Source organism: Metabacillus lacus (assembly GCF_009674805.1).
GTDB classification, from domain to species: domain Bacteria; phylum Bacillota; class Bacilli; order Bacillales; family Bacillaceae; genus Metabacillus_C; species Metabacillus_C lacus.
In genome coordinates this window covers 1-14,368 of sequence record NZ_WKKI01000068.1, presented here as the reverse complement: position 1 = coordinate 14,368, position 14,368 = coordinate 1, and the positions used below count along the sequence as shown (strand labels likewise).

Annotated in this window: 10 protein-coding genes; 9 read left to right on the top strand and 1 reads right to left on the bottom strand. The window is 42.7% G+C overall.

Going from position 1 to position 14,368, the window contains the following annotated elements; all coding sequences use genetic code 11:
* Window positions 1-645: 645 nt before the first annotated feature.
* From GJU40_RS19160 to GJU40_RS19150, 3 genes are all read left to right on the top strand, one after another.
* Window positions 646-1,365: a YebC/PmpR family DNA-binding transcriptional regulator gene (locus tag GJU40_RS19160; RefSeq protein WP_154309661.1), complete on the top strand. Its 720-nt coding sequence runs from the start codon at window positions 646-648 to the stop codon at window positions 1,363-1,365.
* Window positions 1,366-1,523: 158 nt separating this feature from the next.
* The gene (locus GJU40_RS19155) at window positions 1,524-3,941 is read left to right on the top strand and encodes a heavy metal translocating P-type ATPase (protein WP_154309660.1); all 2,418 of its coding nucleotides are present in this window, start codon (window positions 1,524-1,526) and stop codon (window positions 3,939-3,941) included.
* Window positions 3,942-3,960: 19 nt separating this feature from the next.
* The gene (locus GJU40_RS19150) at window positions 3,961-4,776 is read left to right on the top strand and encodes a hypothetical protein (RefSeq protein WP_154309659.1); all 816 of its coding nucleotides are present in this window, start codon (window positions 3,961-3,963) and stop codon (window positions 4,774-4,776) included.
* Between the two features lie 75 nt (window positions 4,777-4,851).
* Here GJU40_RS19150 and GJU40_RS19145 read toward each other — a convergent pair whose 3' ends face one another.
* A complete protein-coding gene (locus GJU40_RS19145) occupies window positions 4,852-5,643 on the bottom strand; it encodes an SAM hydrolase/SAM-dependent halogenase family protein (RefSeq protein WP_154309662.1) in 792 nt (263 codons plus the stop codon).
* Window positions 5,644-5,903: 260 nt separating this feature from the next.
* Here GJU40_RS19145 and GJU40_RS19140 point away from each other — a divergent pair, with 260 nt between their 5' ends.
* From GJU40_RS19140 to GJU40_RS19115, 6 genes are all read left to right on the top strand, one after another.
* Window positions 5,904-7,682 (top strand): DNA/RNA non-specific endonuclease, encoded by a 1,779-nt coding sequence (locus tag GJU40_RS19140; RefSeq protein WP_154309658.1) that lies wholly within the window; start codon window positions 5,904-5,906, stop codon window positions 7,680-7,682.
* 298 nt (window positions 7,683-7,980) lie between these two features.
* The gene (locus GJU40_RS19135) at window positions 7,981-9,678 is read left to right on the top strand and encodes a sensor histidine kinase (protein ID WP_246188440.1); all 1,698 of its coding nucleotides are present in this window, start codon (window positions 7,981-7,983) and stop codon (window positions 9,676-9,678) included.
* Window positions 9,647-10,417 carry a response regulator transcription factor gene (locus tag GJU40_RS19130; protein WP_154309656.1) on the top strand — a complete coding sequence of 257 codons (771 nt, stop codon included), beginning with the start codon at window positions 9,647-9,649 and terminating at the stop codon, window positions 10,415-10,417. Before GJU40_RS19135 ends, GJU40_RS19130 begins: the two co-directional genes overlap by 32 nt.
* Before the next feature lie 132 nt (window positions 10,418-10,549).
* The gene (locus GJU40_RS19125) at window positions 10,550-11,857 is read left to right on the top strand and encodes an extracellular solute-binding protein (RefSeq protein ID WP_154309655.1); all 1,308 of its coding nucleotides are present in this window, start codon (window positions 10,550-10,552) and stop codon (window positions 11,855-11,857) included.
* Between the two features lie 90 nt (window positions 11,858-11,947).
* Entirely contained in the window at window positions 11,948-12,829 is an 882-nt protein-coding gene (locus tag GJU40_RS19120) for a carbohydrate ABC transporter permease (RefSeq protein WP_154309654.1), read from the top strand.
* 15 nt (window positions 12,830-12,844) lie between these two features.
* Window positions 12,845-13,744, top strand: a complete 900-nt coding sequence (locus GJU40_RS19115; RefSeq protein ID WP_154309653.1) for a carbohydrate ABC transporter permease — start codon at window positions 12,845-12,847, stop codon at window positions 13,742-13,744.
* The last annotated feature ends 624 nt before the right edge of the window (window positions 13,745-14,368 follow it).

Here is a 14,368-nt window from a genome sequence, read left to right as displayed (position 1 = left end):
CTGAGTTATGTCCTTCATCGCCCCTATGAAGGACATTTCTCTAGCATTTTCACTGAGTTATGTCCTTCATCGCCCCTATGAAGGACATTTCTCTAGCATTTTCGCTGAGTTATGTCCTTCATCGCCCTTATGAAGGACATTTCTATAGCAGTTACACTCAACTTTGTCCTTCATCGCCCTTATGAAGGACATTTAACCACACATATAAACGGAGAAATTCCGCCTATTCAGAAAAAACACCGAAAATGGTCTGAAATAAACAGAGTATTTCCGTCTAAACACCTAAAAAACCTTAAAATGAAGTATTTTCAGCAGCTTAAGCGGAATTCATTCCCTTATTTTCACTATAAAACGCTCTAATTTGGATGTAAGCGGAATTCACTCCCTTATTTTTCTCAAAAAACGGCCTCTTCCCAATGTAACCGGAATTCTTACGCTTAGTTTGTAGTGATGGAAAGGCTTAGTTTTTTTCTGGCATATGCGAACTTTAGGGAAGCGCAGTAAACTCTAAAGATCACGCATGTTTTTTCATTGTAAGAAGATATGCTGTAAAAGGAAGCTCTCTATAAGGTATAATACATTCAGAACTTCAAATACCCGTTAAGCCGGGTGAACCTTATTATTCGGAAAGAGAGTGGAACCAGGATGGGACGTAAGTGGAATAATATTAAAGAAAAAAAGGCTGCAAAAGACGCCAATACCAGCCGAGTATACTCAAAGTTCGCGCTTGAAATTTATGTCGCTGCAAAGCAGGGTGAGCCTGATCCTGAGTCTAACCAGGCTTTGAAATTTGTCCTCGAGCGTGCGAAAACATATAACGTGCCCCGCAATATAATAGATCGTGCCATTGAAAAAGCTAAAGGCGGAGGAGAAGAAAGTTACGATACGCTCCGTTATGAAGGGTTTGGCCCCAACGGATCTATGGTGATTGTGGATGCTCTTACAAACAATGTAAACCGGACGGCTTCCAACGTGCGTGCGGCTTTTGGAAAAAATGGCGGAAATATGGGTGTTAGTGGATCTGTTGCTTATATGTTCGATTCTACTGCAGTTTTCGGGCTGGAAGGAAAAACAGCGGATGAGGTTCTTGAAATTTTAATGGAAAACGACCTGGATGTCCGCGATATTCTTGAAGAAGAAGAAACTGTCATTATCTATGCAGAACCAGATCAATTTCATGCTGTGCAAGCTGCACTAAAAGAGGCAGGGATTACAGAATTTTCTGTGGCTGAGCTTACAATGCTGGCTCAAAATGATGTTACTCTTTCAACAGATGCACAAGAACAATTTGAAAACCTCATTGATGTCCTTGAAGATTTAGAGGATGTTCAACGAGTCTATCATAATGTAGAGCTCGGAGAATAAACAAGCCGCATACTGGCTTGTTTTTTTCTTTGAATTTTGTAAAGGCGGACAGGAAGATGGCTTGCTTTACAGGTTTACATAGGATAGGGGGGTATGGTAACGTATAGATGCAGAACAAAGAAGAGTACGGAGTTTATGTTCCAGAGGAGGAACTGAGTATGAGTGAAGTAAAGAGTAAAGCGGCTGCACTTCCCATTGCAGGCATGACCTGTTCAGCTTGTGCAGGGCGTATTGAAAGAGGATTAAAGAAAGTAGCCGGCGTGGAAGAGGCTGCTGTAAACCTTGCATTGGAGAAAGCCTCAGTTCGCTTTGACCCAACTGTAACGAATGTAGAAACACTAAAGCAGAAAATTGAAACTCTTGGGTTTACCGTAGTAACAGAAAAAGCTGAATTCAATGTTGCCGGGATGACCTGCTCCGCCTGTTCCGCAAGAATTGAAAAGGTGCTGAACAAGCTGGAAGGTGTATCAAAAGCTTCAGTGAATCTGGCTCTGGAAAGGGCAACTGTAGAGTACAGCGCAGGAGAAATATCCCCAGGGCAGATACGTCAAAGAATTGAAAAGCTCGGTTATAAAGCAACTGAGAAAGAGGAAGGAAAGCAAAGTGCAGAAGAGGCAAAAGCCCGAGAACTTGAAACACAGAAGGGAACGTTTTTTTTCTCCCTGATTCTTTCCCTTCCGCTGCTCTGGTCCATGGTAAGCCATTTTGAGTTCACCTCTTTTCTCTATCTGCCGGATATGCTGATGAATCCGTGGGTACAAATGGCTCTCGCTACGCCGGTACAATTTATTGTCGGGCGGCAGTTTTATAAGGGAGCTTATCAAGCGCTGAAAAACAAAAGTGCAAACATGGACGTTTTGGTTGCCATGGGTACATCTGCTGCTTATTTTTACAGCATATATTTATCCATCATGTCTATTGGCAGCGGAGCACATATGGTTGATTTGTATTTCGAAACAAGCGCGGTTCTGATTACGCTGATTGTTCTGGGAAAACTCCTTGAAGCAGGGGCAAAGGGACGTTCTTCCGATGCCATCAAAAAACTGATGAACCTTCAGGCAAAACAGGCTGTTGTGGTTAGGAACGGGGAAGAAGTTCACATCCCGCTGGAAGAAGTGATAGCCAAAGACATTCTTTTAGTTAAACCCGGCGAAGTTATTCCAGTGGATGGCGTGGTCCTTGAAGGGATATCAGCCATTGATGAATCCATGCTCACTGGAGAGAGTATACCCGCAGATAAAGCCCCGGGAGATTCTGTTATCGGTTCAACTGTTAATAAAAATGGATTCCTGAAAATTCAAGCGGTCAAAGTTGGCAAGGAAACAGCCTTAGCCAGAATCATTCAGGTAGTTGAAAAAGCTCAAGGAAGCAAAGCTCCGATTCAAAGGATTGCAGATGCCATTTCAGGAGTGTTTGTGCCGATTGTTGTCATGATTTCAATCATAACCTTTTTTGCCTGGTTTCTCTGGGGGGAGCCCGGAAACTTTGCAGGGGCTTTGGAAAAAATGATTGCTGTCCTTGTCATCGCCTGTCCATGCGCACTTGGCCTTGCTACACCAACCTCTATTATGGCGGGATCAGGCAGAGCAGCTGAAAAGGGTATTCTTTTTAAAGGCGGAGAGCATTTAGAGTCAGCGCAGAGCATATCCACTGTCTTATTGGACAAAACAGGGACTGTTACAACTGGCATACCCGTGCTGACTGATGTGAAAGTTGAAGCAGCTTTCGATGAAAAGGAATTTATGATGCTGGCGGGCTCTGCGGAAATGAGATCAGAGCATCCTCTTGCCCAGGCAATTGCTCAGGGAATGAAAGACAGGGGAGCATCCCTTTTAGAACCTGGGGAATTTCAAGCTGTTCCAGGGTTTGGGATTTCAGCTGCAGTAAACGGAAAACATATTCTAATTGGAACAAGAAGATTGATGGAACAAAACGGAATATCAGTAGATCACGTTCTGCCTGAAATGGAAGAATTGGAAAGCAGCGGGAAGACAGCAATGCTTGCTGCAGTAGACGGAGAATATGCGGGATTAATTGCTGTTTCAGATACATTAAAGGAGACCTCTAAAGAAGCGGTTCAACGCTTAAAGGATATGGGACTGGAAGTGGTGATGATTACCGGCGACAATTGGAGGACGGCCCATGCAATTGCAAAAGAAGCCGGAATAGAGACTGTGATCGCAGAGGTGCTTCCCGAAGAAAAAGCATATGCGGTTAAAAAATTTCAGCATCAGCAAAAGCAGACAGCGATGGTTGGAGACGGCATTAATGATGCTCCGGCACTTGCACTTGCGGATATTGGAATGGCAATTGGTACAGGAACAGACGTAGCAATGGAGACAGCCGATATTACGTTAATCAAGGGAGATTTACACAGCATTGCAGATGCGATTATGATGAGCAAAAAAACAATGAGGAATATCAGGCAAAATCTCTTTTGGGCATTTGCGTTTAATACACTGGGCATCCCGGTGGCAGCTCTCGGTTTTCTCGCTCCCTGGCTGGCAGGAGCTGCCATGGCATTTAGTTCAGTATTTGTTGTCATGAATGCCCTCAGATTGCAGAGGATGAATTAATGGAAAAGGAGCAGCAGACATGAAAAAGTGGGTACTTTCAGCTGTTATCTATCTGGCTGCAGTCACAGCAGCTTATTCATTGTACCAAACCTTTGGTGTGCAAGGTGAGGAGGAGGTTGAAGAAGTTCAGACTGCACCTTCTGAGTCCGGCCATAATGACCACAAGCATCAGCATCATGAAGAGCAGGAGAAAACAAGCGAAATCACCGTAGATATTCTATATCAGGAAGGGACGCTTTTGATAGATGTAACAGACGAAAAAGGAGAGCATTTTGGGAATTTGCAGGAGAATCATGAAAAAATCATGCACCTTGTGATTGTAGATCAGCACCTGCAAAGCTTTTATCATGTGCACCCTGAAGAAACGGGAAAAGGAACTTTCAAGGTGGCTGTTTCCCTGCCGGATGGAACGTATAAAGCTTTTGCAGACATAAAGCCGGCAGGTAAGAACTATCAAATACAGCCGGTGGTGCTCAATATAGGTGCGGCTTTATCTGAAAAGGAACATGCTCATCCAGAACTGCAGCATGATCAGGATGCAGCCAAAAACAGCAAAGTGACCTTGATGACTGAGAACCTTGAGATAAGAGAGACAGCAGTATTAAAATTTAATGTTCAGGGGACTGAGATCCAACCTTATCTAGGCGCAATGGGCCATGTGGTCATCTTGGATGAAAAAGCGGAAAACTTTCTCCATGTTCATCCGGAAAATAAACAAGAACCCGTATTTACGACAGAATTTTCTGAGCCCGGCATTTATAAGCTTTGGGCGGAATTTAAACAAGATGGGAAAGTAACTGCCTATCCTTTTGTGGTGAAAGTGGAGGGAAAATAACTGGGGCTGTATCAGCCCCGTCAAAAAGAGGCAGAGGCAGCTGCCTCTTATTTTTTAGCACGGATTTCATGCAGACTATCTTTTTTCCTGAACTTTTTTCAAAGATATTTTCCAGCTGCATCCCGTGTCAATTTGGTAGCTGTCTGCGAAAGATTCTTGATTGATTGCAACGCCAATGTGATCGAGAGAATTTACATAAATAAGAGGTTCGCCCACCCTGCTGTCAGCAAATGATCGTCCGAAGCTCATTTGCCTGCTGTAACAAAGCTTACTGCCTTTCTCTATTTTAACCTCCAGAGTATCTCCATAGTAAATATCCAGTTCATTAAGAAAAGAACGGTGGATATTTGTCCATAGGTTTCCGTATCTAATATCAAGTATGTCAATGATGCCACACACGCAGTTACTTGACAAAAAGGGGGGAGACATTTCTAAAGAGCAGACAGTATGAGGTTCTGCTGATGGTCCTACTTCCTCAAATGCAAGGGAGCCTGAGGCAAGCCTGGCCCCAGTATAAGCAAAAATATCTCTGCCATGAAAGGTATAGGACTCTCCAGAATCAGGAAGCCGGTTAGTTGATTCATTAATGATTCTTGCTTCGGCTATCCCGGTAAATTGCTTAAGATGTGTTAAGGTGCCATTGTCAGGAGTGATAATCACTTTTTCATCTATTGTTCTGACTGCCAGGCTTCTTCTTTCAGAACCTACACCCGGGTCTACAATAGAAACAAATACAGTACCTACAGGCCAGTAGGCAGTCGTCTGAAACAGCCTGTAGGACGCCTCCCAGATATGAAACGGAGGAATATCATGGGTCAGATTGAAAATGTTCAATGAGTCATCTACCGAATGAGCTACTCCGTACATGCTGCATACTGCTCCGTCACTGACTCCGAAATCCGATTGAAATACCAACGCGTTTGGAATTGTCTCCACCTCTTTTTTGAATTCATTTTTATGATTAGCAGATTGTATTTATGCTTTTATTGTTAAGATAATCAGATTCTGGAGTTTTTTAAAAAATCCTGCATTATAATAAATTAAGAATATTGTCACTTTAGTAATGCGAACATATGTACTAAAATGAAGGTGAAGTACGGAACCTAATTTACAAATAGTAGGGGGGAATGTTTGTGAGCTGCACAGATGCCGAAGACTTAAAGATTTTCCTCAAGCAAAAGGAGTTTCTTCAGCGGGAGGCTGCCTTGAAGAGGTATGAACAGCGCGTAGAAGAGCTAAAGCTGCAGGAAGTGCCTGGCACACTTGAACCCTCCGCGATACCTGACGCACAAGTTCTTGGAAAAGGAATTGTCGATCCCCATCGCGGTCAGGTTTTTGAAAAACTGATTGGCGGAAATGATCTTTTTCCAGTGTCTTATTTGGAAAGTGGTCTGATTGCTGCAAAATCTGTTTGCAGACTTCAGCTTAGAGATGCAGCCGGCAGGACAGCAGGCTTTGGAACAGGCTTTTTAGTTGCTCCTTCTCTTCTGCTTACAAATCATCATGTGTTAAGCAGCGAAGCAACAGCAGAGTGGAGCATAGCAGAGTTTAATTATGAACTGGACACTTTTATGAGAGAAAAAGAAAAGAAGAGCTTCCGGCTGCAGCCTGACAAGCTGTTTTTGACAGATGAGGAACTGGATTTTACTCTTATTGCAGTGGAAGAAAGGGCTTCAGATGGAACATTGGCTAATGAATTCGGTTATCTTCCGCTGTTTCCGCAAAAGGGAAAAGCATCTGCAGGAGAATATGTCTCCATCATTCAGCACCCGTCCGGCGCTGCAAAAGCGGTAGCGATCAGAGAAAACAAAATTACTGATATTTTTGGTGATTTTCTGCATTACGAAACAGATACCCTGGAAGGTTCTTCAGGGTCTCCAGTCTTTAATGATTCATGGACAGTGGTAGCACTGCATCATGCAGGGGTTCCTGATCCGGACACCCCCGGGGCCTTTCTTGCCAATGAAGGTATCAGGGTCAGCAGTATTTTTCAGCGGATATCCGATAAAGCCGCTTCCCTTTCACTTGAGCAGCAAAAACTGGTTACGGGCTTGATAGGAGATACTTCAGTAGAAGAGCAGCCCTTGCAGATGGAGGTAGGGGAACTCAGCAAAAAGCGATATGAAACGGCTGAGGGTTATATCCCATCTTTTTTAGGTCCGGAGGTTCCTCTTCCAGAACTGCAGGGCGTCTTGCTGGAAGATGCTGCAAAGCTGAAGGACGGAGGAATCCTGCTGGATTATACTCACTTTTCCATCGTGATGAGCATGGCACGCAGGCTTGCCTTCTATACCGCAGTCAATATTGACGGCAGCCAGCTTTTAGACATCAAAAGGAGCAGAGATAAATGGTACTTTGACCCCCGAATCAGCGAAGCCTTTCAATGCGGTCCTGACATATACGAAGCGAACGATCTTGATCGGGGGCATTTAGTCAGAAGGAGAGATCCAGTATGGGGAGAAAAAGCAAAAGAAGCCAATGAAGATACCTTTCACTTTACAAATTGTGCACCTCAGCATAAACATCTGAATCAGAAAACATGGCTGGATCTGGAGAACTATTTATTAAACGGAGCTGAAAATCATAAGCTGAAAGTTTCAGTCTTTACCGGCCCTGTTTTCAGGGACGATGATCCTCTATACCGCGGAATCCTCATACCACAGGAATTTTGGAAAGTTGCGGTGATGATCACTAATAACGGCAGACTTTCCGCTACAGCTTATTTGCAGTCTCAGAAAAATCTTATAAAAGACTTTGAGTTCACATACGGAGAGTACAAAACCTATCAGGTGTCTATTCTCATGATTGAGAAGCTGACACGTCTGGGTTTTGGAAAGCTGAAAGAACATGATCCATTGAAGTCAGAAGTTAGGGAAATTCAGCAGTTAGAGCACATTACCTTATAACCTGAGAAACTTCTGCAGTGCAGCCGAAACGGCTCCTGCAGAGGTTTTTTTTTGCGGTGCTCAGAGCCTTGATTTCTAATGCACTCATGGATGTTTTTTCTATGCTTTTTAGTCCTCTTCTTTCGCTTTTTTGTGAGGATACAAAACTTAGAGTCTTACTTTACAGTATGAAGATGTGGTAAAGTATGCATAAATATTCGAAAAATTTGAAAACAGCAAAGGGCTGAAGAAATTGATAGGGTTCAAATCGCGCTATAATACACTTCGCAATCGGATCATGTTTGTATTTGTAGGAGTCATGGCCATAGTGCTGCTGCTGGTTGGGGCTGTTACATTCAACTCAGTGGCTGATCTTCTTGTGAACAACGCAGAAACACAGATACAGGAAACCGCCTTACAAACGAACGGCAGAATGGAATCCCTTTTCGAGCAAGTGGACATGCTTTCAAAGCAGGTTGCAACCAATTCTTCTGTACAAAGTCTTCTTCAAAGGACGATGCAGGGAGAAACAGTGGCTTATCAGGATAAGCAGTCGCTTGTGCAGCTGACCAATATGTATGAAGCCTACTCTAACGGTATTACTTCCTTTGAGATTTATACAAATAACACTAGGAGGATCATACCAATAGACGATGCTTCATTAAGAAGCAGAATATCAGATCAGTGGATTTCAAAAGCTGATGAAGCAAAGGGAAAGCTTGTCTGGATAGGCAGAGATTCTCAGGATCCTCAATACTTTCTGGCGATTAGGAGAATCAGTTTAATTGACCGCTGGTTTTCAAAGGGAGGATATCTGCTGATGAGGATTGATGAGAGCTATTTTCAAATTACGGAAGATCCAAAGCAGCAATATATGATTGTGCTGGATGATGCCATGAACCCTGTTGCTTCCAATTATTACAGGGATATCGGCCCAATTGTTGATAGTGACAGCAGCAGATTGGAACTGAATAAAAATGAATACATGATGGTAAAGAGAACTTCCCAAACAAACGGATGGACTGTTCTCATTCTTACTCCTGTTTCATCTTTAATGGAAGGTGTATCTGCATTACGAAATGCCGTACTATTTTCTGCGATGATTGGCTTTATCTTCTTTATGATATCATCTTATTTCTTATCCACCTTGATTACAAAGCCTCTTTTCAGATTAACGAAGGCCATGAAGGCAGCCAATAACGGTAAGCTCTCTTTTAACCATATGAATTCATCCACAATAGAGATTAAACAGCTGAATGATACGTACAACCAATTGGTGGAACAAACAAATCATTTGATACAGGTTGTGTATGAAAAAGAATTGATCCGCAGCAGAACAGAACTAAAAGCACTGCAGGCACAAATTGACCCCCACTTTTTGTTTAATACGCTTAATTCTCTCTACTGGTCTCTTGAGGAAAAAGGTGAGGATGAATTGGCACAACAGGTGATCGCGATGTCAGATTTGTTCAGGTATACAATTACAAATTCATCTAGTCAGGAGTGGGTGACTCTTAAGCAGGAGAGAGATCATATAGAAAGATATATGCAGATTATGAAAATGAGATTTGGAGACAGATTCACTGGAAAAATCGAGGTAAACGAAGAATTTTTTAATGTCAAAATTCCTAAGCTGCTGATTCAGCCGTTAGTTGAAAATGCAATTGTTCATGGAATTCGAAGCCAGACAGGGACAGGGTTTGTCAAGGTCCTGATTTCACCTTCCTACAAGAATGGGAGGCTGAGGGTTGAAGTGGCAGATAACGGGGCCGGAATAGACGAGCCTACAATTCAGCAAATCTATGAGTCTATGGAGTCAGGAAATTATATAGCAAGCAAGGGAACTGGAATGGCAATCGGCAACGTCCATAAAAGGCTGAAGCTGTACTATGAGGAAGAAGGAATAAAAGGAATTGCGATAACCAGCAGGCAGAACGAGGGGACATCAGTCATCTTTGAAATTCCAGCGAAAAGGGGAGCTGATCATGAATCAGAAAACAATCTTAATTGTGGATGATGAGCCAAACACAAGGCGCGGGCTGAAAAAAACACTAGAGACTTGGAGTTCTCAAGACCTGGAAATAGTCAGTGCTGAAGACGGAGCAGAAGCCATCTCCATCATAAAAAACAAGAGAGTTCATCTTTTGATTACTGATATCAGCATGCCTGAAATATCAGGTCTTCAGCTCGTAAAAGAATTTAAAGAAATCAATAAGGATGCAGTAACGATTATCGTTTCTGCTTACCCAGAATTTGACTACGCCCAGGAAGCCATCCAGCTGGGTGTTCTCAGCTATCTGCTTAAGCCGGTTTCTAAAGATGTGCTGATAGGTGAGGTGGAAAAGGCTCTGGAAATTGACAGCAGCAGGGAAAAAGCGGGGCTGATGACAAAGGTGATGGACGAAAAGCTGATTGAAGCGGAAAGGGACAATGCACAGGAGGAAACTGTGGTTGCTAAAGTCGTTAAATATATTGAGGAACATCTGCATGAACAGATTACATTGAGAGATGCAGCAAGTTACGTTCATTTAAACGCCAGTTATCTCAGTGTCCTGTTTAAAGACAAGGTGAAAATGAATTTCAGCGAATATGTCACAAGAAAAAGACTGCAAAAAGCTAAGAACATGCTGCTGTCAACAAATCTGTCCATTAATGAAATAGCAGAGGCGGTGGGGTACAAAACCGCAAAGTATTTCATCAAAATTTTTAAGGAACATGAAGGATCCACACCCAGCCAGTACAGAAGAACAAAGTAAAAGCGAAAACAAAAAAATGTGGTACTTTTGCCAATAGCTGTTACCTTATGCCCACATTATGATAGTGCTACAATATGTTTGTAAACGCTTTTACAAAACACAGGAAAAAGGCAAAGGGGGATTTGATTTTTCATGAAAAAGAAAGCGGTTTCAATGTTAGCTATGTTCATGGTGATATTCAGTCTGGTGCTTTCAGGATGCAGCGGCGGCCAAACTTCAGGTGCAGAAAACGGCGGATCTGGGAAAACCATCAAGTTTATGCATTTATGGCCTGCCGGAAGTGCAAAACAGCATAATCAAATCGTTCAGGATATTGTAACAGAGTTCGAGAAAGAAAACCCTGATACAAAAGTACAGCTTGAAATTCTAAGCAATGAACAGTACAAGGAAAAGCTGAAAGTATTGTCAGCATCTAACGAACTTCCTGATGTAGGTATGACGTGGGCTGCAGGATTCCTTGAGCCTTATACAAAAGGAAATATGTTTGCAGAGCTTGATGATGTTCTAGACAATGGGCTTGGAGACACGTATATTGCAGGAACAACAGAGGCATATGCCATTGACGGGAAAACATACGGCCTTCCTCTTGAGTTGAATATCGCTCCAGTATTTTACAATAAAGAAATCTTCAAAAAATACAACCTGGAAGCACCAACAACATATGACGAATTCAAAAATGTTGTTAAAACGCTTGCTGACAACGGGGTAACACCAATTGCTCTTGGAAACAAAGACCGTTGGACAGGTTCAATGTGGTACATGTATCTTGCTGACCGCCTTGGCGGAAAAGAAACTTTGACAAATGCAATCAACCGTGAAGGCACTTTCGAAGATCCTGCTCTTGTCAAAGCTGCTGAGGAAATTAAAGAGCTTGTAAAAATGAATGCTTTCGTAAAAGGCTATAACGGACTTTCCAACGATGAAGCTAAAGGCCCGTTCATGAACGGCCAGGCTGGCATGTACTTGATGGGTACATGGGAACTGCCTAACTATACAACAAATGAAGAAGTTCCTCAGGAGTTCAGAGATTCAGTCGGCTTTTTCAAATTCCCGACGATCGATGGCGGAAAAGGTGACATTGACAGCTTTGTCGGCGGCCCTGGTGTTGGACTATTTGTAGCAGAAGGCTCCAAAGTGAAGGAAGAAGCCAAAGATTTCGCTGCTTTCTTTGTAGAAAAATGGGGTGAAAGATCTGTAACAGATGCAGGGGTTATTCCTGCCACTAAAGTTGATACATCCAAAGTAGACCTTCCACAGATGTATATTGATGTATTGGATGAATTGAGCGAAGCAAGCAACATCACTCTTTATGCTGATGTTCAAATGAGCCCTTCTGTTGCACAGGAACATTTAAATTTAATTCAGTCACTGTTCGGTGACCAAATTACAGCAGAAGATTTTGCGAAAAAGCATGAAGCGGCACTTTCCAAAGAAAAATAACTGCATGGCGGTTTTTTGAAAAGGGCATATCTGCATAGTTGATATGCTCTTTTCTTTTAAAACACCCAGAATGTGAAAAGGATGGTTACAATGAACAAAGTTATGTCTGACAAGTTTGCCATCACCCTTTATATCCTCCCCGCCCTGCTCCTTATTCTTGTATTAATATATATTCCTATTGGATTGACAGGTTATTACGGATTAATGAAGTGGGACGGCATTGGTGAAATGACATTTATCGGCTTAGCGAATTACACTGCTTTATTGCAGGATTCTCTATTTTGGAACAGCGCTTATCACTCTTTTTTACTGGCTCTGTTTTCTGCTCTCAGCTTAGCCGGCTACTTGGCTATTTCTCTTATTTTGGCAGGGAAAATTAAGGGTGCAACTATTTTAAGAAAAATATATCTTATTCCCATGCTGCTTTCTTCAGTTGCAATCGCACAGCTTTGGCTGAAAATTTACCACCCGGGTAACGGGCTGATCAACAGCGTGCTGACTGCAATAGGGGTGCAAAATCCTCCTTCATGGCTTGCTGAACCGGGAACTGTATTATACGCTATCTTTATTCCAATTATATGGCAGTACGCAGGTTTTTATATTCTTATCTATTATGCAGCGCTAAAGGGCATTCCTGAAACTCTTATTGAGGCAGCGAAGATAGATGGTGCCAATCCCCTTCAAATTGCCTGGAAAATTAAAGTGCCGCTGATTTCAGGAGTTATCAAGGTGACGATCGTGCTTGCGATTGTAGGTTCTTTGAAATACTTTGACTTGATTTATGTCATGACAGGCGGAGGGCCAAATGGAGCCAGTGAGGTAATCGCTTCTTATATGTACCAAAAAGCCTTTAATACCTACGATTTTGGCTACGGAAGCGCCATCGGTTTCGCTTTGCTGCTTATTTGTCTGCTTGTTACATGGCTGATAAGAAAGCTTACAGTATCTAATGGTGATCAGACGCAATATTAAAGGAGGCAAACATAGATGAAAGCAGCAGAAGAAACAAGAACAAATCCGCCCCTCATTCTGCAAAAAGAACAACAGCCGGCACAGGGGCTGCTGAAAAAAGCCGGCTATGGTATCTTGTACGGCGTACTGGGGTTAATTGCAGTGCTGCAAATATACCCTCTTATCTGGCTGTTCCTGTTTTCTTTAAAAGACAACCAGGAAATTTTCAGCTTGTCTCCATTTGCGCTGCCAAACGCACCAAAATGGGAGAATTATGCTAATGTATGGTCACAGGGAAATATAGATCTGTATTTCTTCAACAGCCTGTGGATCACAGCGGTTGCCGTATTTTTAACAGTCCTTTCTGCAAGCATGGTAACATTCGCGATCACGAGGATGAAATGGAAGTTAAGTCAGCTTGTGCTGGGATTGTTTATGATCGGTCTTATGATTCCGGTTCATTCAACTTTGATCCCTTTGTTTAACTTTTTCTTAAAATTGAATATGATTGATCATCCGCTTGCGATTGTGCTAACCTACACAGCCTTCAATCTTCCGCTGACGATCATGATTCTCCTTGGTTTTTATTACGCCTTGCCGCGGGAAGTGGAAGAAGCAGCAATTATTGATGGATGTTCTATTCACAGAATCTTTTTCCAGATTACACTTCCATTAACAACGCCGGTTATATCTACTACAGTCATCATTAACATGATCTATAACTGGAATGAGTTTGTATTTATCAACACGTTTATCAGCTCCGATAAATACAAAACACTAACTGTTGGTATTCAAAACTTTATCGGTCAGTATGCAACAGACTGGGGTGCGATTGGAGCCACTCTTATGATCAGTATTCTTCCAATACTGTTAGCCTTCTTATTCCTGAGCAACAGAATCGTAGAAGGGATTGCGGCGGGTTCTGTAAAAGGCTGAGTATTTTGTACGCAGCCCCCAGGTTAACAAGACAGCAAGCTGGAAAGGAATTTTATTATTCATTGAAAAAGGACCACACATGCCGGTTATAAACCGATATGTGTGGTCCTTTATAATTTTTGTTAGTGTTAGTTGGCTTTTTCATTAAGACTCTCAAGGAAACGTTCTACCCTGAATAAAGAGATGAAAAGCCGAAGTAATCATATTGAACAAGCCCGTTCCATTGCGCTGCAGACACTTGCTTTCCGCGGGGAGGGATCTGAGCCTCCTCGTCTGCGCCTGCGGGGTCTCAGCCTTCCCTCATATCCCGCAGGAGTCAAGTGTCTTCCGCTTCATTGCACTCCAAGTCGGCTATCTTGCTTGAGAGATTTATAGGAGACGTTGTACCTTGAGTAGAGTATGAGAATGAAAAGCCGAAGTAATCATGTTGAACAAGTCCGTTCCATTGCACTCCAGGTCGGTTATCTTGCTTGAGAGATCTATAGGAGACGTTGTACCTTGAGTAGAGTATGAGAATGAAAAGCCGAAGTAATCATATTGAACAAGCCCGTTCCATTGCGCTGCAGACACTTGCTTTCCGCGGGGAGGGATCTGAGCCTCCTTGTCTGCGCCTGCGGGGTCTCA

Bases quoted from the DNA above. Each gene is read 5' to 3' on its own strand.
- GJU40_RS19160 (WP_154309661.1), top strand. From the start codon at position 646: ATGGGACGTAAGTGGAATAATATTAAAGAAAAAAAGGCTGCAAAAGAC.
- GJU40_RS19155 (WP_154309660.1), top strand. From the start codon at position 1,524: ATGAGTGAAGTAAAGAGTAAAGCGGCTGCACTTCCCATTGCAGGCATG.
- GJU40_RS19150 (WP_154309659.1), top strand. From the start codon at position 3,961: ATGAAAAAGTGGGTACTTTCAGCTGTTATCTATCTGGCTGCAGTCACA.
- GJU40_RS19145 (WP_154309662.1), bottom strand. From the start codon at position 5,643: ATGTACGGAGTAGCTCATTCGGTAGATGACTCATTGAACATTTTCAAT.
- GJU40_RS19140 (WP_154309658.1), top strand. From the start codon at position 5,904: ATGTTTGTGAGCTGCACAGATGCCGAAGACTTAAAGATTTTCCTCAAG.
- GJU40_RS19135 (WP_246188440.1), top strand. From the start codon at position 7,981: ATGGCCATAGTGCTGCTGCTGGTTGGGGCTGTTACATTCAACTCAGTG.
- GJU40_RS19130 (WP_154309656.1), top strand. From the start codon at position 9,647: ATGAATCAGAAAACAATCTTAATTGTGGATGATGAGCCAAACACAAGG.
- GJU40_RS19125 (WP_154309655.1), top strand. From the start codon at position 10,550: ATGAAAAAGAAAGCGGTTTCAATGTTAGCTATGTTCATGGTGATATTC.
- GJU40_RS19120 (WP_154309654.1), top strand. From the start codon at position 11,948: ATGAACAAAGTTATGTCTGACAAGTTTGCCATCACCCTTTATATCCTC.
- GJU40_RS19115 (WP_154309653.1), top strand. From the start codon at position 12,845: ATGAAAGCAGCAGAAGAAACAAGAACAAATCCGCCCCTCATTCTGCAA.